This window comes from Aestuariimicrobium soli (assembly GCF_051192575.1).
GTDB classification, from domain to species: Bacteria; Actinomycetota; Actinomycetes; order Propionibacteriales; family Propionibacteriaceae; genus Aestuariimicrobium; species Aestuariimicrobium soli.
Genome location: NZ_JBPJSQ010000003.1, coordinates 178,025 through 195,392, shown reverse-complemented (window position 1 = coordinate 195,392; position 17,368 = coordinate 178,025). Strand labels below are relative to the sequence as shown.

Here is a 17,368-nt window from a genome sequence, read left to right as displayed (position 1 = left end):
TCCCCCCCCCCGTCGTCGACCGATTGGAACCTGGTGAGCACCATCGCCGTGCGCGACCTGCGCAAGAGCTACGTCGTGCCCGTGCGCGAGAGCGGCGTCCGCGCCGCCCTCGGCGCCCTGGTGCGCCGCAAGACCCGCGAGGTCGAGGCCGTGCGTGACATTAGCTTCGACATCGCGGCCGGCGAGGTGGTGGGCTTCCTCGGCCCCAACGGTGCCGGCAAGACGACCACCCTGAAGATGCTGGCCGGCCTGCTGCACCCCACCTCGGGCACCGCCGAGGTGGGGGGTCAGGTGCCGTGGCGCCGCGACCATGACTACCTGCGTCGGATGGCGCTGATCATGGGGCAGCGCAACCAGTTGCAGTGGGACATTCCGGTGCTCGACTCGTACCGGCTCAACCGGGCGGTCTACCGGATAGCCGAGTCGGACTTCAGCACCCGGCTCGACGAGCTCACCGACCTGCTCGACCTGGGCGACCTACTCGACAAGCCGGTGCGCAACCTGTCATTGGGCGAGCGCATGAAGTGTGAGGTGGCCGGTTCGCTGCTGCACCAGCCGAGCACCGTCTTCCTCGACGAGCCCACGATCGGGCTCGACGTGGCCATGCAGCGCAAGATTCGCTCGTTCATCGCCGAGTACAACCGCCGCACCGGGGCCTCGGTCATGCTGACCAGCCACTACATGGGCGACGTCGAGGCGCTCTGCGAGCGGGTCATCGTCATCCACCACGGACGACTGCTCTACGACGGCGGTCTCGCCGGTCTGGTGCGGCGCTTCTCGGCGACCAAGACGCTGACGATGGAGTTCGACGCCGACACCGACCTGGCCGACCAGTTGGCGGGCGCCGTGGCCGAGGTGGGCGCGATCGAGGGGGTGCGGGTCGTCGAGCAGTCGGCTCATCAGCTCGTGCTCGAGGTGCCCAAGGAGTCCGCCCCGGCGATCGCGGCGCGGGTGTTGTCGAGCCTGCCCGTGGCCGACCTGACCATCGAGGAGCCGCCCATCGAGGGCGTCATCGAGCGGGTGTTCGCCAGCGAGGACACGCCATGAGCACCACGACCACCTCGACCACGACCACGCCGGGGGCCTGGTCGTCCTTCTGGGCGATGTACCGCGGGCAGTTCGCGATGGCGATGGCCAACCAGATCGCCTACCGCGGGGCCACGCTGATCTGGGTGTTCACCGCAGTCATCCATCCGCTCGTCTCGATCGTGGTGTGGCGCACGGTCGCCGGCTCGGGGCAGGTGGCCGGGTTCAGTGCGAGCGCGTTCGTCACCTACTTCGCTCTCGAGATGGTGGTCAACCACGTCACCTTCGTGTGGATCATGTGGGAGATGGAGTGGCGCATCCGCACCGGCGCCTACTCGCCGCTGCTGGTGCGCCCGGTGCACCCGATCCACACCGACATCGCCCAGAACCTGTCGTACAAGCTGGTCGGGCTGGCCGGCATCCTGCCCGCCGCCGTGCTGCTGCTGGTGCTCTTCCGGGGCGACCTGTCGAGCTTCACCCCGCGCTCGGTGCTCGCCGGGCTGTTGGCCACTGTGCTCGCGATCGTGCTGCGGTTCATGGTCGAATGGACGCTCTCGCTGGCCGCGTTCTGGGTCACGAAGGTCTCGGCCATCAACTCGCTCTACTTCGGGCTGATCGCCTTCCTCGGCGGCGGCTTCGCCCCGCTGGCGGTGCTGCCGGCGCTGGCCCAGCAGGTGGCCTGGTGGACGCCGTTCCCGTGGGGGAACATCGCCTGGGTGAGCAAGGTGGCGATGGGCCAGACGACCGGATCGTCGATGTGGCTGGGGTTCGCCGCCCAGCTGGGCTGGATCGCCGTCGCCTACCTCGTGCTGCGGCTGGTGTGGTCACGCGCGGTGGTCAAGTACTCGGCGGTGGGCTCATGAGGCACCACCTGTCGGTGATCGGTTCCTTCCTGCGGGTGGGCCTGTTGAACTTCGTGCAGTACCGGGCCGACTTCGCGGTGGCCGTCATCAACGCCCTGAGCAACCTGGTCACGCAGGTGATCGGCCTGGCGGTGATCTTCGGCCAGACTGCCGACCTCAACGGGTGGGACCACGGCGGGCTGCTGGTGCTGGTGGGCGTCTTCTTCGTCTGTTCGGGACTACTGGGGGTGGTGATCCGCCCCTCGATGCAGGCGCTGATGGAGGCGATCCGGCTGGGCACCTTCGACTTCACCCTCACCAAGCCCGCCGACTCGCAGGTGCTGGCCAGCGTGCAGACCGTCGCGCCTCAGGCCGCCACCGACCTGGTGGTGGGGCTCGGTGTGATCACGTTCTCGCTGGTGCGCATGCGGCAGGGCCTCGACGGCTGGCAGGTGGCGGGCTTCCTGGTGGCGCTGGCGTGCGGCCTGACGATCATCTACAGCTTCCTGCTGATCCTGTCGACGTTCAGCTTCTGGTTCGTGAAGCTCGACAACATCCTCGTGGTCTTCGAGGGCATGTTCCAGTCGGCCGGTCGCTGGCCGGTGGGCATCTTCCCGCCGTGGCTTCGAATGGTGCTGACCTTCGTGGTTCCGGTCTCGTTCGCGGTGACGGTGCCGGCGCAGTCACTGGTCTTCGGCGTGGGGCTGGCCAATCTGGGAGCGGCCGTCGGGGTGGCGCTGCTGTTCCTGGTCGGGTCGCGGCTGTTCTGGCGCTACGCCCTGCGCCACTACACCGGCGCCTCGGCCTGATTCGGGCGGCGCTCCACCGCCCGTTGACGGACACTTTGAGGAACGGGCTCAGTCGAGGAAGCCCTCCCGAACGGCCTGCCGGAAGCGGGGCAGCACCTCGGCGGCCAACGCCGCCGCGTCGACCTCGAGCAGGTGCGCCACGGCGGGAATGAGTTGGCCCAGCGTGAGGTCGCCGTCGCAGGCTCCCAGCACGGCAGCCAGCGCGGTGTCGCACTCGATGGCCCGCCGCAGTCCGCTGGTCTGGCGCAGCACGAGGTGCTCGGGGCCGTCGGCGCCGGGTCGTCCGGTGGTCTCCTCGATCACGTCGCCGCGCAACCGCCAGGCACGGCCCAGCAGGTCACCGTCGGACGAGCCTGCGGCACCCACGTCGTCCGCGTGGCGGCCCAACGCCTCGCCGACCGGCTGCTCGACCTGCCAGGGCCACGCCTCGACGGTGACGTCGGGCACCTCGCGTCCGGCCATGGTGGCGGTGATCCAGCCCATCGACACCGACTCGATGCCCAGGCCGGTGAAGTAGTCGAGCCACTCGGCGTACCGGGGGCCGTAGTGGCGACTGGTGGTCAGCCCGGCATCGGCCAGCCACAACTCGATGTACTCGAAGATGTCGAGGCGCTCGCGCTCGATCACCCACAGGTCGGCCCCGCTGCCGGCCACCCACCCGGCCAACCGCTCAGCGGTGTCGACGCCGGTCAGGTTGGCCCAGTTGCCGAGCACGTGCAGGCTGCCGCCCGGGTTGAGGTGGGCCGGCGCGCCGGTGACCACGGCCTGCACCAGTCCGTCGCCGGTGAAGCTGCCCTCGCGGTAGACGAGTCGCTCCCCGCTGGGCGGGCTCATCACATAGGGCGGATTGGTGACGATCAGGTCGAACCGGTCCCCGCTCACCGGCTCGTACAGCGACCCCTCGCGCAGCTGCACCCGCTCGCCGAGCCCGGCCAGTTGAAGGGTGAGGCGGGCGTGCTGCAGCGCGCGGGGGTTGAGATCGGTGGCCACCACCTGTTCGGCGTGACTGGCCAGATGAAGGCTCTGGATACCCGAGCCGGTGCCGAGGTCGAGCGCTCGTCCGACGGGTGCCCGGTTGACCAACTGGGCGAGCGTCGTGCTGGCCGGCGAGAGGCCGAGCACGTAGTCGGGCCGCATCGGCGCCGTCCGCTGGTCGAGGCCGGGGTGCAGGTCGCTGACCACCCAGCCGGTCGCCTGGTCGTCGGGGCTGTCGACCGGACGAACGTCGACGCCAGCCCGCACCATGTCGCCGGCACCCGTGCGTTCGACGATGCCCACCTCGAGCAGCCGGGCGTACAGGTCGGTGCCGAACGGCCGGCGCGCGTGGTGATCGGCCATCGGCTGCTGCAGCACGAACAGGCGCACCAGGCAGGCGAGCGGGCCGCGGTCGTCTCCGAGGTGGTGGGCGGCGGCGACGGTGGAGTTGCGCTGCAACCCCGCCTGGCCGACCTCGCCGACCGCCTCGATCACCCGGTCGACGGTGTAGTCGGCCGCCGCGAGGGCCTCGCGCAGGGCCACCGCCTCGGCGTCGGTGAGCAGCGGCGGCAGCGTCGGGAGCGGGTGACTCGACTGGGGTTCGGCCATGTGCCCAGTCTGCCCTGAAGGGCGCCGTCCCTGAGGTGACCGGTGGAGCACTGACCAGACCCTGACCCTCTCCCGCTGGGCCCCCCCGGAATCGGGGGTCGGTTCACGTGGGTGGGTTGAATGGGCGTCGTGATCAGCCAGCCGACCCCCGTCCATCCCGGTTCCGCGAACGCGCAGTCACCCGCCACTCCCGTGGAGCCGGTCATCGACGAGACCGCCATGCCCTGGGCCGAGCTCGGCGTCTTCTGTGGGCTGGCCGTCGCGATGGTGACCGCGCTGAGCGTTCCGCTCGCGCTGGGCGTCTTCGACGACACGGTGGCCTCGACGGTGGTGATGTTCGGGCAGTTCGCACCGCTGGCCGCCTCGGTGGCGACCTGGCTGCTGTTCGGACGACGCGAGCGCCTGCGCGACCTGTGGGCGCTGCGCGTGCCGCGAGGCCGGGCCCTCGCTGCCGGACTCGGCTGGGCCCTGGTGGCCGTGCTGGTGGTGGCGGTCGCGCAGGCCCTCGCCCATCTGGCCATGGCCGCCCTGACGGGTCGACCCCTCGGGTTCGCGAGCGGTCAGCTGCCGATGGCCGCGGCGGTGCTGCCCGTCGCGTTGGCGATGTGCCTGCCGTGCTTCGGTGAAGAGGTGGGGTGGCGTGGGCATCTGTGGCGCTTGCTCGCGCGCGGGCCCGCGTGGCGTCGGATCGTGCTGGCATCGCTGGTCTGGGCCCTGTGGCACGGTCCGCTGCTGGTCGGCTACGTGGTTTCCGGTCTGATGGACGACCGTTCGGCCGCGGTGGCGATGGTGAACGTCTTCTTCGCTGGGCTGGTGCTCGGCTGGCTGCGGGAGCGGTCGGGAACCGTGTGGCCGGCGGTGGTCGGGCATGCCCTGCTCAACTCGGCGCTGGTGTACCTGACCGGATTGATGACCCCGCCCTCGGAGCAGTCGACCTGGCCGCTGTGGCAGCTGGTGGTCTTCACCGCGGTGGGGGCGCTGGCCTGGTGCCTGCTGGCCCGCCGCCTGTCCCGCCGCTGACTGAGGGGCGCGCCGCTCGGGGAGGAGAAAAACCTGTCAGAGGGATGCGCCATGCTGGGGCCGTGGCGATTCCCGCGTGGCTCAGAACCGACGACCGTGCCGTCGGCTTCCACCACCGACCCGCCCAACCCGGCCGAACCGCCGAGTGGCCCGACTGGCTGCCCGCCGACCTGCGCACCAGCATCGAGGTGGCCGGCATCGTCCGCCCCTGGCAACACCAACGCACGCTCGCCGACGCCTTGTTCGCCGGCCGGCACGCGGCCGTCACCACGTCGACGGCCTCGGGCAAGACGCTGGGCTACCTGATGCCGATCCTGGCCGCCACCGCCTCGTCCGATCCGGTGATCGGGGTCGAGATTCCACCGCGGCGCGGGCACCTGCTCTCCCCCACCCACACCGCGTTGTACCTGGCGCCCACCAAGGCGCTGGCGCACGACCAGTACCGGGTCGCGCGCGAGCTGGCGCCGTCCGGCTACCGGGTGGGCACGCTCGACGGCGACTCCGACGAGGCCGAACGCCGGTTCGCGCGCGACCACGCCCGCTACGTGCTCACCAACCCCGACATGCTGCACCTGTCGATCCTGCCGAACCATGAGCGGTACACCCGGTTGCTGGCGAACCTGCGCTACGTCGTGGTCGACGAGGCTCACCGCTACCACGGCACCTTCGGCACCCACGTGGCGCTGGTGCTGCGCAGGCTGCGCCGACTGTGCGCCCGTTACGGCGCCAACCCCACCTTCGTGCTGGCCTCGGCCACGCCCACCGATCCCGACCGGTCGGGGGCGGTGCTGATCGGCGAGCCGTCGATCACGGTGGTCGACGACGACGCCTCTCCCCGGCCGGTGCGTGACGTGGTGCTGTGGGATCCCAGCGCCAGCCCCACCGGGGGAACACCGACGGACGAGGCCGCGCGTCTGCTGGCGGCCCTGGTCGACGAGGGCCGCCAGACCATCGCGTTCGTGCCTTCGCGCAGCCTGGCCGAGGTGGTGGCCTTGAGGGCGGCCGAGCGGGTGACCGGTGGCGGCACCATCGCGAGCTACCGGGCGGGCTACCTCGCCCAGGACCGTCGCGACCTCGAGGGGTCGCTGCAGTCGGGCGCGCTCACCGGGGTGGCCGCGACCAATGCGCTCGAACTCGGCGTCGACGTCTCGGGCATGGACGCTGTGGTGGTCACCGGATTCCCCGGCACGCTGGCCGCGTTGTGGCAGCAGGTCGGACGAGCCGGGCGCCGCGATCGCGACGGGTTGGCCGTGCTGATCGCCCGCGACGACCCGCTCGACAGCTATCTGTTCGCCCACCCCGAGCTGATCTTCGACGCGCCCGTCGAGCAGACGGTGCTGCACGCCGACCACCCGCCCGTGCTCGGCCAGCACCTCACGGCCGCCGCGCAGGAACTGGCGCTGACGAGCGACGATGCGCGCTGGTTCGGGCCGACCATGGAGCATCTCGCCGACCAGTTGGCCTCGCTGGGGGCGCTGCGCAAGCGGCCGACAGGCTGGTTCTGGACGCGCCCCGACCGGGCGGTCGACCACATCGACATTCGTGCGGCCGGTGGGCACGCGGTCGAGGTGGTCGAGTCCGAGACCGGACGAGTCGTGGGCTCGGTCGACCGCACCGCCAGCGACCGGGAGCTGTTCGAGGGGGCCGTGCACCTGGTGCAGGGCGAGCAGTTCCTGGTGACCAGCTACCAGCCCGACGAGGGGCAGGCGCTGGTGCGGCGCGGTCGTCCGGGCTATTTCACGCAGGCTCTGGGCACCTCGGAGGTGACCATCCGGCGGTGGCAGCACACCCGCTCGTTCGGGCCCACCGAGGCGACGGTCAACGCGGGCACGGTGGTGATGTCGTCGCAGGTGACCGGCTACCTGCGGCGCGACGAGCAGACGGGACGGGTGTGGGACCAGAGCCCCCTCGACCTGCCGAAGCACTCGTTCCAGACCCGCGCGGTCTGGTTCACGGTGCCCGCGCAGGTGTCCGCGGAGTTGGGGTTCGACGACCTGCGGCTCGCCTCGGCGCTGCACGCCGCCGAGCACTGCGGCATCGGGTTGCTGCCGATGTTCGCGGCCTGCGACCGGTGGGATCTGGGCGGGCTGTCGACGCCCATGCATCCCGACACCGGCACCGCCACGATCTTCGTGCACGACGGCCTGCGGGGCGGGTCGGGCTTCGCCGACCGCGGTTTCGAGGTGGCCGAACGCTGGTTGGAGACGACCTGGGACCGGCTGGTGCGGTGTGGCTGCGAGACCGGCTGCCCGCGGTGTGTGGTGTCACCGAAGTGCGGCAACGCCAATCAGCTGTTGGACAAGGCGGGCGCCAGAACGTTGCTCGAGCTGCTGCTCACCGGGTCGGTGCTGCAGGCACCCTGAGCGCCCCCAGCCGACTGACGAGGGCGGGCCCCTCAGGCCCACTCCTCCTCGCGGCCGGAGTTCACCGACAGGTCGAGCTCATTGCCATCGGGGTCGGCGACGGTCCACCAGAAGGGCGACCTGTCGCGGACGATGCGCCCGCCCGCCTCCAGTGCCGCAGCGAGGCGGCGCGGGGCCTCGTCCGCCGACAGGAACAGGTCGAGGTGGATGCGGTTGCGTTGGGCCAGGCGGGCCTCGTCGCCGGTGTCGAGGTCCTGGAAGAACAGGGGGAAGCCGAGCTCGCGGGGGTCGACGATGTCGCTGACGTCGTCGCGGGAATCGGGCTCGTAGGCCAGCGCCGCGCACCAGAACCGGCGGGCGGCGGCCGGATCGGCGACGTCGAAACCGACCTGCATGAACCGCGCCCTCTCGGGGTGGGATTCGAGGCCGAGCTCGCGGGCGACGGCCTGCACGCCGGCGGCCACGGCCGCGATGCTCCCGGGCGCGTCCGGGTTCGGGGCATCCCACAGGTCCTTGCCGGTGGAGGCGACCACCCAGCAGCCGCCCTTCGCGCGGGCAGCGCGCACCGTCAGTCGCAGCCGCTGACCGGCGTCGTCGGCCAGGGTGGCGGCCCGGGTGATGAGTTCGGCCACCCGGGCGAACGCCTCGGGTCCGGTGGCGAGCCACCAGGCCTGGGCGTCGAAGACGAGCCGCCAGTCGTCGAGATCGAGGCCGTCGACCCGCCAGCGGTCCTGGTCGGCTTCCCGCCACAGCAGGTCGGCCTCGTTGCCCTCGGGGTCGGTGACCAGAGCCCCGTAGGGGCCGGGGTCGGCGCTGGTGTCGTCGTCGGCGATCGCGGCCAGCGCGGCGGTGGTGTTGTCGGTGGTCGAGATGACGTCGAGGTGCAGGCGGTTGCGCAGCGGACGAGGGGAGTCCTGCGGCTGGAACCAGATCGGCGGCAGCACCCGCAGCGGGTCCCGCAGGTCTTCCGGGTCGAGCCGGTGGCCCAACACCCGTTGCCAGAACGACATCACCGACGGGGCGTCGGTGACGTCGAAGGTCAGCTGCAGATCCTGCAGTCCCGCCGGCTCCGGCACCAGTCCGCGCTCGGCGACCCGGCCGTTGACGAAGCGGGCGACCTCGAGTTGGGCTGCCGTGAAGCCCGGCGGGCTCCACGGCAGGCCGACGCGCACCCCGCCCGAGCGCACGTCAATGGTGGGCAGGTCGGCGGGATCGGTGAGGCGAAGGATCAGGTCGGCGGCCAGGGCCGCCCCCGCCGCGTGGCCCGTGCCGGTGAACCAGCCGGCCATCGACTCCCCCAAGAGGCGCCAGTGCTCACCACCGGGGCTTCGCTCGAACTGTCTGCCCGTCAGGGTGTCGTTGCTCACGGCTCCGACACTACAGGCTGGGTCCCCTCCTCGTGGCTGTTGGACTCGTGGCTGTCAGCGAGGGCGTCGAGGCTGCGGGGCAGGTCACGCATGCCGATCAGCGGCGAGATCAGCACCGGCAGCGCCGAAGCGATCGAGACGGCGCCGAAGATCCACATGGTCTCGAGCAGACCCAGGTGTCGTCCGAACAGACCACCCAGGAAGGCACCGATCGGCATCGGGCCCCACACCAGGAAGCGGATGGAGGCGTTCATGCGGCCCAGCAGCGGCTTGGGGCACAGGCGCTGACGGAAGCTGACCTGGGCGATGTTGTAGACCACCACCGACCACGAGGTGACGAACTGCCCCACCATCAGGGTGGGCACGGCCGGCAGGAACGAGGCCAGCGGCAGGGCCAGGCTGAAGACACCGAAGATCACCGCCGAAACCGGGATCACCCGGCCCTCGCCGATCAGCTTGGCAACCCGATCGGAGCTGATGGCGCCGAGCAGGCCACCGACGGCGCCCACCGACATCACCAGACCCAGCGTGGTCTCGGAGAAGCCGAGGGTGCGGATGGTGTAGAGCACGAACAGGGCGAACACCGCCGACGAGGCGAGGTTCGAGATGCCGGTGCAGGCGACGATGCGACGCAGCAGCGGGTGCGAGACCACGAAGCTGAGCCCCTCGCGAATCTCGTGCCACAAGGGACGACGCACGACTCCCGCCGGCTCGGCCTCCTGGTGGCGAATGCGGCTGACGAACAGCGACGACAGGCCCATGCAGACGGCGGTGACGGCGACGGTGAGCGGCGAACCGAGCAGTCGGACGAGGGCCGAGGCGGCCGCGGGGCCGATCACTCCAGCGGTCTGCTGGCTGGCCTGCAGCTTGCCGTTGCCCTCACCGATCTGGTCGCCGTGCACGATCTCGGGCAGGTACGACTGGTTGGCGACGTCGAAGAAGACGGTGATGCAGCCGACCACGAAGGCGATCACGAACAGCTGCCAGATGGTCAGCAGGTGCAGCAGGTGGGCGATCGGAATGGTGAGCAGCAGCAGGGCGCGCATGATGTCGCCGAGCACGATCACCCGCTTCTTGCGCCAGCGGTCGACCCAGGCGCCGGCGGGCAGGCTGATCAGCAGGAAGGCCAACGACTCGAGCATCGAGAGGATGCCCATCTGGAAGGCATCGGCGTGCAGCAGCTGCACCGCGAGCAGGGGCATCGCGAACAGCACGAACTGGGTACCGAACACCGAGACGGTGTCGCCCATCCACAACTGCCGGAAGTCGTGGTGGAAGAAGAGGCTGCGGCGGGGGGTGGTGGGCGCGGCTGCCGCCGTGGTTGGGGTGGTCACACGCCAAGCATCCGCTACCGATTGGGAAAAGTCAATCACTCTTTCGGAGCGGCCGTGCCACCGGATAGTCTCACGTCATGCCCCACCCGGACGAACCCCCCTTCGAGCATCGCCAGGCGACCGACGCCGAGGCGAAGGCGCTCGCCTCGGGCCTGCGGCTGCGCATGTTGCGCCTGTGCCTCGACGAGGCGCTGACCAACCGCGAGATCGCCGAGGCTCTCGACCTCAACCCGGCCACCTGCCTGCACCACGTGCGCACCCTGGTCGACACCGGATTCCTGGTGGCCGAAGAGCCCCGTCGCGGCAAGCGCGGATCCCGCGAGATTCCCTATCGGACGACCGGCAAGTCCTGGTACCTCGACTCCCCCGCCCCCGGCGTGCACATGCTCGACGCGTTCCTGCAGGAGGTGGCACTGGTTCCGCCGGAGCAGCAGGCGCTGACCCGCCTGGGGCTCCGCCTCAAGCCGGCCGACCTCGAGGAGTTCCGGGAGCGACTGGGCGCCTTGTTCGCCGAGTACCACGACCGGCCGCGCGACCCCGAGGGTGAGGCGTGGTCGCTGTTCGTGTCGCTGCATCCGGACATGAGCCAGCGGGTCGAGCGGCGGGTCAGCGACTCCCCCAGTTCCACGTCGGACGACTGAGCAGCCCCTGACCCTCGATGACGGTCTCGCCGAAGCGTTTCACCAGCCGGTGGTGCAGCACGGGTTGGTCGCGCCAGTCGTCGGGGTCGTCGGCGTCGTCGTGGCCGGCCAGCAGGTGATCGACGATCGCGGACGAATGGCTGACCACCACCACCTGCGTGCGCTTCGCGGCCCCGGTGATCAGGCCGGCCAGGGCGGGCAGCACCTCGGGGTGCAGGCTGGTCTCGGGCTCGTTGAGCACCAACACGCTCGGCGGCCGGGGGCTCAGCAGCGCCGTGGCCAGCAGCAGGAACCTGAGGGTGCCGTCGGAGAGTTCGGCAGCATTGAGCGGACGAAGCAGCCCCGTCTGGTTGAACTCCACCTCGAAGCGGCCGTCGTGGTTGGTGACGGCGATCTCGCCCCCGGGGAAGGCATCGGCGACCGCCCGCCGGAACGGCCCCTCCCAACTGGACTCGAGAATCGACTGGATCGCCGGGGCGAGGTCGGCGCCGTCGTCGGCCAGCACGGGGGTCCAGGTGCCCACGTGCGGCTGGCGTGCCGGGGACAGCGGATCGGTGCGGAACCCGTCGTAGAACCGCCACCCCTGCAGTTGTCGGCGCACCGCCAGCACCTCGGGGTACTCCTGCGGGTCGCCCAGTTCACCCAACATGCTCGCCCGGTCGTCGAGATCCTCGGCCAGCACCCGCCAGCCGTCGCCGGGATTGACCTTGAGCGTGTGGTTCTTGCGCTCCACCAGCGATGACGCAGGTCGGTAGACCGGCGAGGCGAAGATCGCCTCCCGCTTGATGACGGGATCGCGCAGGAATGCCGTCGTCCGCGGGATCGGCAGACCCACGTCGACCAGATAGCCGAAGGTGTCAGTGGCGAAACCCAGGGTGAGGCTGATCGGCTGCCGACGCGAGCCGGTGCCCTGGATCGGCACCTCACCGCGCTTCATGGCCCCCGAGATCTCCTCCGGCCCCGCCCACAGCACCCGGGCGAGCCCGCCGTCGCGGGCCAGCGCCCCCACCAACGACCCTCGAGCGGTGTCGGCCAGCAGCTTCAGCGAACGGTAGAGGCTCGACTTGCCCGCACCGTTGGCGCCGGTGATCACCGTGACCGGAGCCAGCGGCACGACCACGTCACGCAGGGAGCGATAGCCGTGCACGGCGAGCATCGTCAGCATGCCCGCAAGGCTAGGCGGCCCGTCGGACATTTCGCCCCGCGCCCGGTCCAGCGCCCGCGGTCGGGCATCTCGCGATCCCTCACCCCGCGTTCCCAGAACCCGCGAGAGCCGTCACCTGCACCCGGCGCGGCGCCCCCGGGAGCGAGATCCGCGGCCACAGCTTCACCTCGGCGGTGACCGTGACCACGAAGCTGGTCTCGTCGCCCTCGAACACACAGTTCACCGCCGTGGCCCCATTGCGCACCACCGCGGCCGCTCCCCGCTGACAGGCCGCCCACGAGTCGGCCTCGGGGTCGGCGGCATAGGCGCGGGCCGCGGCCAGCGCCCCGGAGTCGGCGGCGTCGGCGGCGATGGCGTGCCCCCGCAGCCACCCCAGCCCCCACAGGCCGAACACGGTCGCGGCGACGATGGCCATCATCACCACGGCCGTCAGCACGGTGCCCACGCCCCGCTCGCCCGATTGGCCCCGGTTCACGGTGCACCAACTCCGGGCTCGAGCGGCATGCTGGCCGCTCCCTGCACCTCGACGGGCCCCAGCGACCCCCACGACTGCCGCATCGTCACCACCACGGTCACCCATCCGGACCGCGTGGTCGTCACGACCTCGGCCGACAGGGGCGCCGCCTGGGACGCCCGGCGCGCGGCCTCGTCGTCGCCTCGGGCGACCTGGCGTGCCACCTGGGTGGCCACCTCTTCGCACTGGCCCTGTTGGATGACCAGACCCACCAGCGCGCTGCAGAACGCCAGCACCACGGCGACGGCGATCATGCCCACCGCCGTCTCGACGGTGACCATGCCGCGCTGCGGGCGAACCCGCCCGCCACGCCCGGTCGCTTGGCTGCCACCGTTCATCGCTCACCACTCCCCTCCGGGCCGAAGCCCCGGCCGGGATGGGGGTGCGGCCGCATCAGTTGGCCGCACCCCCGTGCCCCGCCCCCGTTTGGCGTCAGATCTTCCCCGCGAAGTGCTTGATGGCCTTCATCACCAGCTGCAGCACGCCCTCGGCGATCTTGCTGTTGCCGAACGTGGTGTAGACCACGAGGGCGAAGGCGATCACCCCCAGGATGCCGATGGCGTACTCCGCCGTGCTGAGTCCCCGCTGGGCGAGCCTGGTCAGGCGGGCCTCGTGACGAGCCGACGCCTTCGGGGCCGGCGCGTACTTCTGGGTGTCGAGCAGATCGATCTCGGACATGATGTTCTCCCTTGTTGGTTGGCGACCCACACCGTGGGCTCACTGGGACTGTGGTCATCAGGGCCCGATTCGTCCCAGAAAGTTTTTGGGCCTGTGGACAGCTCTTGCACCCATCCCGAACCTGTGGACAACTTCGGGCTGAGGCAGGGCTCAGTGCAGGTACTGCAGGCCGAGGCCGAGGATGATCGGCGCCACCCCGACCGCCATGAACGCGGGCAGGTAACAGACCATCAGTGGCACGACCGAGCTGACTCCCACGGCCCTGGCCCGCCGCTCCAGGGCGGCCCGGCGCGACTGTCGGGCGCGCGCGGCGTGCACCACGAGCACCTCCTGCACCGGAATCCCGTGGCGCGCACTCCGGGCCAGGTCGCGCCCCACGCGACCCCAGACGGCCTCCCACCGGGGCGAGGTGCCCAGGGCGCGCCAGGCATCGGCGTCGGAGCGGCCCACGTCGGTCTCGGCGCAGACCACCAGCAGGGCCGACCGACTGGGCTCGGGCACCACCCGGGCCACCTCGGCGGCAGCCACCCGCGGCGCGACCCCGGCCGCCAGTGCGGCAGCCAGCAGGTCGATGGTGGCGGGCAGTTGGCCTCGTTGTCGTTCCCGGTCGCGCGCCACCCGGGCGGGCTCCACGTGCCCGAGCGCCACCACCAGCCCCACCCCGGCGGCGAGCACGAGCAGAGCGCGCAGCCCCCACGGAACGCCCAGTCCGCCGGTGGTCAACCACCCCAGACAGGCCAGGGTCGCGCCGCCGAAGGCTCGTCTGCCGAGGCTGGGGGCATCGGGTCGTCCGACCAGCCACGAACCCACGCGCTGCCGCCGGGACCCACGACCCCGATCGCCAGCGGCCCTCGCCCCCGGGCTGGCCCGTTCCAGCCGGCGCGGGTCGGGCTGGCCCTGCACGAGCAGCCAGACCGCCAGGGCGGCCAACAGCGCCACGACCACCGCCATCAGCTCGTCCTTCCGGCTCGATCGGCGAGGGTCTCGGTCCACACCACGCCGGCGCAGGTGAGCACCACGCCCACCACCACACACACGCGTCCGGGCCAGGTGGCCAGCAGGAAGTGCCCCGGATCGGCCCCCACGAGACCGGCCATCATCACGCCCACCACGGGCAACAGGGCCAGCACCTTGCCCGTCGCCCGGGTGGCGGACAGTTCGGTGGCCACCGTCTCGTGCAGTCGCTCCTCCTCATGCAGCCCGTCGGCGACGGCCGAGGCCAGGGCCGCGGTCGGCGCCCCCAGCCGGGCCGACAACTCCCAGGCCGAGGCCAGCGCCGCCAGTCCGTCGGCCCCGGGCGTGCGCGACTCCTCCCGCAGCGCGTCGGGCACCGAGGCACCGACCCGTTGCGCCGTCACCACCGGACGAACCACCGCGCAGTCCTCGGCTGCCCCCTCGAGGGCGCGCGCCGGCACCTGCCCGATGGCCAGCTGGCCGGCCACCACCTGACAGGCCTCGGCCACCTGCCGCTGCAGGGCCACCTCGCGCCGTCGGCGGCGCGCGCGACTCACCAGCCAGGCGACCAGCCCACCGGCCACCGTCACCACCAGGCACCACAGCGCCAGATCGGCGGCACCGCCGGCCGCCAGCACGAGCAGGCAGGCCACCGCGACGAGACACCAGACGACGGGCACCACGAACCGGCCCGAACCGCGGGGCTTGGCCGCCTCGATCCGACGCAGGCCGCGCGGACGCGCCGGCACCAGCAGCCAGACAGCCAGCGCCGCCAGCCCGGCGCACACCGCCGTCACGCCGCCACCTCGGCGAACCGGGCGATGCCGCAACGGGCCGCGAGCCACGGCCACCCCGGCCCGGTGTGTTCGACCCCGTCCTCATCGACGCGAAGAGCCGTCACCACTTCGACCAGGCCGGCCGTGCGCTCGAAGACGCCGAGTTCCTGCACCAACCGTCGTCCGCCCACTCGACCCACGTGCACGACCAGGTCGAGCGCCGACGCCACCTGGGCATGGCAGGCGTCGCGTCCCATCCCCCCGAGGGCCGCCAGCGCCTCGAGCCGGGCCGGCACATCGGCCACCGAGTTGGCGTGCACGGTGCCACACCCGCCCTCGTGACCGGTGTTCATCGCCATCAACATGTCGACCAGTTCGGGGCCGCGCACCTCGCCCAGCACCACGCGATCGGGCCGCATCCGCAGCGATTGGCGCACCAGATCGGTGAGCGTCACCCGTCCCGTCCCCTCGGCATTGGCCACCCGGCCCTCGAGCCGCACCACGTGCGGGTGATGCGGGTTGAGTTCGCGTGAGTCCTCGACCACCAGCACCCGTTCGGCCGGATCGACGAGCCCGATCAGGGCCGCCAACAGGGTCGTCTTCCCGCTGCCGGTGCCCCCGGTCACCAGGAAGGGAACCCGACGCTCCATCACCCGACGCAGCACGCGCTCGATCAGCGGCGACACCGAACCCGCCGCCACCAGCGCCTCGAAACTGAAGGTCGCACGGGCGGGCACCCGCAGCGACAGACAGGTGCCGGGGTCGCTCAACGTCGAGAGCACCGCGTGCACCCGGGTGCCGTCGGCCATGCGGGCATCGACCCACGGCGAGGCCTCGTCCAGCCGACGGCCGACGCTGGCCGCCAGCCGCACCGCGAGGGCACGCACCTCGTCCTCACCGGCGAAGCGCACCTCGGTCAGCTCCAACCCCGCCCCGCGGTCGATCCACACCCGGTCGGGGCCGTTGACCAGCACATCGGTCACCCCGTCGAGGGCCAGCAGGTCGTCGAGCGGCCCGGCACCCACCGAACTGCGCCGCAGCCCGTCGACGGCCTCGGCCACCAGCCGATCGGACACCACCAGGCCCAAGCCCCTGAGCGCCTCGGCGACGTCCGCCGGCGACCAGGCCCGCCCCAGGGTGGCGAGCCGCCCCCGGACGGCCTCGAGATCGTCCGCCTTCATGCGACCTCCCCGAGGAAGGGCCGATCGCTCGAACCTGAGGCGTCGGCGGGCGCGGCCAGTCGGTCGACCAGCGCCGCACAGTCCCGCCCGAACGACGATCGCGCACGACGGGCCGGTTGGTCACCGGCCTCGAGCGCCTGGGGCACGCCGCGATCGTCCCGCACCCGCCCCAGCACCGGCAGGGACAGCGCTCGTCCGACCTCGCTGGCCGCCAGCCGCCGATCGCGTCCGCACCGGACGACCACCTCGATGACACCCGGCGCCAGCCGATCCGGCTCGAGGGCGGCCGCCGCGAGCCGTGAGCGGGCCGCCACGACACTGCGCACATCGGCGCCGACCACCAGCAGGGTGCGCCCGACCAGGGCGGCCGGCAGGGCCAGCTCGGCGCAGCGGCCGGCATCGACCAGCACGAGCGCGTGGCTGCGGGTCAGGGCCTCGACGACCGCCATGACAGCCGCCTGCCCGGGCGTGACGGGCGATCGTCCGACCGAGACCAGATCGACCTCGGCGGCGCGGGGAACCCTGCCCGACAACGCACCCACGTGCCCCGACGCCGAGGCCAGATCGGGCCAGCGCCACCCCGGCTGCTGCTCCACCCCCATCAGCAGGTCGAGACCGCCGGAGTGGCTCGCCAGTTCGACGGCGGCCGTGCGCAGGCCCGTGCGCGCCGCCACCTGGGCGAGACCGGCCACCAGACTGCTCACCCCGACCCCACCGGAGGCGCCGCACACGGCCACCACCCGGCCCGACCCTCGTCGCTCACCGACGCCCGCCAGCAGACCAGTGAGCAGCCCCGACCCCTCGGGCAGCACCACCACGGGGGCCTGCAGCGGGGCCGACCAGGCCACCGCCTCGTCTGCCGTCGGGGCGACGACGTGCACGCCGGGGTGAACCGGCAGCGCGCAGGCGACCACCATGGCGGCGCACTCCGCCCCGACCAGCACTACGGGCGCCGCCCGCCAGCGCTGGCGCACCGTCTCGGCGTCGGTCACCACCTCGACCGCGCGACCGACGGCCGCCGCCGAGGCCTGCACCGACTCGACCACCTTGGGCTGCCGCGCGATCACCAGCGCGGGCTGTTGCTGACTGCTCACACCCCAGTTGTGGTCGCCGA

Annotated in this window: 17 protein-coding genes; 6 read left to right on the top strand and 11 right to left on the bottom strand. The window is 71.8% G+C overall.

From position 1 onward, the window contains the following. Window positions 1-33: 33 nt before the first annotated feature. The 3 genes from ACSDQ9_RS04675 to ACSDQ9_RS04665 are packed head-to-tail and all read left to right on the top strand — an operon-like array spanning window position 34 to window position 2,677. A complete protein-coding gene (locus ACSDQ9_RS04675; RefSeq protein ID WP_435144238.1) occupies window positions 34-1,047 on the top strand; it encodes an ABC transporter ATP-binding protein in 1,014 nt (337 codons plus the stop codon). Further along, complete coding sequence (locus ACSDQ9_RS04670) at window positions 1,044-1,889, top strand: ABC transporter permease (RefSeq protein ID WP_435144235.1); 846 nt, start codon at window positions 1,044-1,046, stop codon at window positions 1,887-1,889. Before ACSDQ9_RS04675 ends, ACSDQ9_RS04670 begins: the two co-directional genes overlap by 4 nt. Next, a complete protein-coding gene (locus ACSDQ9_RS04665; RefSeq protein WP_435144233.1) occupies window positions 1,886-2,677 on the top strand; it encodes an ABC transporter permease in 792 nt (263 codons plus the stop codon). Before ACSDQ9_RS04670 ends, ACSDQ9_RS04665 begins: the two co-directional genes overlap by 4 nt. Before the next feature lie 48 nt (window positions 2,678-2,725). Here ACSDQ9_RS04665 and ACSDQ9_RS04660 read toward each other — a convergent pair whose 3' ends face one another. Continuing rightward, window positions 2,726-4,261: a DUF7059 domain-containing protein gene (locus ACSDQ9_RS04660; RefSeq protein ID WP_435144230.1), complete on the bottom strand. Its 1,536-nt coding sequence runs from the start codon at window positions 4,259-4,261 to the stop codon at window positions 2,726-2,728. A gap of 129 nt (window positions 4,262-4,390) precedes the next feature. Here ACSDQ9_RS04660 and ACSDQ9_RS04655 point away from each other — a divergent pair, with 129 nt between their 5' ends. Next, window positions 4,391-5,281 (top strand): CPBP family intramembrane glutamic endopeptidase, encoded by an 891-nt coding sequence (locus ACSDQ9_RS04655; RefSeq protein WP_435144227.1) that lies wholly within the window; start codon window positions 4,391-4,393, stop codon window positions 5,279-5,281. A gap of 62 nt (window positions 5,282-5,343) precedes the next feature. Further along, window positions 5,344-7,644 (top strand): DEAD/DEAH box helicase, encoded by a 2,301-nt coding sequence (locus ACSDQ9_RS04650; RefSeq protein ID WP_435144225.1) that lies wholly within the window; start codon window positions 5,344-5,346, stop codon window positions 7,642-7,644. A 32-nt stretch (window positions 7,645-7,676) separates the two neighbouring features. On the opposite strand, the gene ACSDQ9_RS04645 is transcribed toward ACSDQ9_RS04650, so the two are convergent. Together ACSDQ9_RS04645 and ACSDQ9_RS04640 are read right to left on the bottom strand one after the other, a co-directional pair. Then, window positions 7,677-9,011 carry a VOC family protein gene (locus ACSDQ9_RS04645; protein WP_435144222.1) on the bottom strand — a complete coding sequence of 445 codons (1,335 nt, stop codon included), beginning with the start codon at window positions 9,009-9,011 and terminating at the stop codon, window positions 7,677-7,679. Next, entirely contained in the window at window positions 9,008-10,345 is a 1,338-nt protein-coding gene (locus ACSDQ9_RS04640; RefSeq protein WP_435144219.1) for an MFS transporter, read from the bottom strand. Before ACSDQ9_RS04640 ends, ACSDQ9_RS04645 begins: the two co-directional genes overlap by 4 nt. A 77-nt stretch (window positions 10,346-10,422) precedes the next feature. On the opposite strand from ACSDQ9_RS04640, the gene ACSDQ9_RS04635 reads away from it, so the two are divergent. Next, window positions 10,423-10,986 (top strand): ArsR/SmtB family transcription factor, encoded by a 564-nt coding sequence (locus ACSDQ9_RS04635; protein ID WP_435144216.1) that lies wholly within the window; start codon window positions 10,423-10,425, stop codon window positions 10,984-10,986. Here the strand turns inward: ACSDQ9_RS04635 and ACSDQ9_RS04630 are convergent. The 8 genes from ACSDQ9_RS04630 to ssd all read right to left on the bottom strand — a co-directional run bounded on the left by ACSDQ9_RS04630 (window position 10,952) and on the right by ssd (window position 17,348). Then, on the bottom strand, window positions 10,952-12,151 hold the full coding sequence (locus tag ACSDQ9_RS04630) for an AAA family ATPase (protein WP_435144213.1): 1,200 nt from the start codon (window positions 12,149-12,151) through the stop codon (window positions 10,952-10,954). The two genes, ACSDQ9_RS04635 and ACSDQ9_RS04630, sit on opposite strands and share 35 nt — an antisense overlap. Before the next feature lie 79 nt (window positions 12,152-12,230). Continuing rightward, window positions 12,231-12,626 carry an Rv3654c family TadE-like protein gene (locus tag ACSDQ9_RS04625; RefSeq protein ID WP_435144210.1) on the bottom strand — a complete coding sequence of 132 codons (396 nt, stop codon included), beginning with the start codon at window positions 12,624-12,626 and terminating at the stop codon, window positions 12,231-12,233. Continuing rightward, window positions 12,623-12,946, bottom strand: coding sequence for a TadE family type IV pilus minor pilin (locus tag ACSDQ9_RS04620; protein ID WP_435144927.1), 324 nt, complete (start codon window positions 12,944-12,946; stop codon window positions 12,623-12,625). The genes ACSDQ9_RS04625 and ACSDQ9_RS04620 overlap by 4 nt, the downstream gene beginning before the upstream one ends. 151 nt (window positions 12,947-13,097) lie before the next feature. Then, window positions 13,098-13,343, bottom strand: a complete 246-nt coding sequence (locus ACSDQ9_RS04615) for a DUF4244 domain-containing protein (protein WP_435144208.1) — start codon at window positions 13,341-13,343, stop codon at window positions 13,098-13,100. 150 nt (window positions 13,344-13,493) lie between these two features. Further along, window positions 13,494-14,294 (bottom strand): type II secretion system F family protein, encoded by an 801-nt coding sequence (locus tag ACSDQ9_RS04610; RefSeq protein WP_435144205.1) that lies wholly within the window; start codon window positions 14,292-14,294, stop codon window positions 13,494-13,496. Next, window positions 14,294-15,094 (bottom strand): type II secretion system F family protein, encoded by an 801-nt coding sequence (locus tag ACSDQ9_RS04605; protein WP_435144202.1) that lies wholly within the window; start codon window positions 15,092-15,094, stop codon window positions 14,294-14,296. The genes ACSDQ9_RS04610 and ACSDQ9_RS04605 overlap by 1 nt, the downstream gene beginning before the upstream one ends. Further along, on the bottom strand, window positions 15,091-16,254 hold the full coding sequence (locus ACSDQ9_RS04600) for a TadA family conjugal transfer-associated ATPase (RefSeq protein ID WP_435144200.1): 1,164 nt from the start codon (window positions 16,252-16,254) through the stop codon (window positions 15,091-15,093). The genes ACSDQ9_RS04605 and ACSDQ9_RS04600 overlap by 4 nt, the downstream gene beginning before the upstream one ends. Next, window positions 16,251-17,348 carry a septum site-determining protein Ssd gene (gene ssd / locus ACSDQ9_RS04595; RefSeq protein ID WP_435144197.1) on the bottom strand — a complete coding sequence of 366 codons (1,098 nt, stop codon included), beginning with the start codon at window positions 17,346-17,348 and terminating at the stop codon, window positions 16,251-16,253. The genes ACSDQ9_RS04600 and ssd overlap by 4 nt, the downstream gene beginning before the upstream one ends. Window positions 17,349-17,368: the final 20 nt, after the last annotated feature.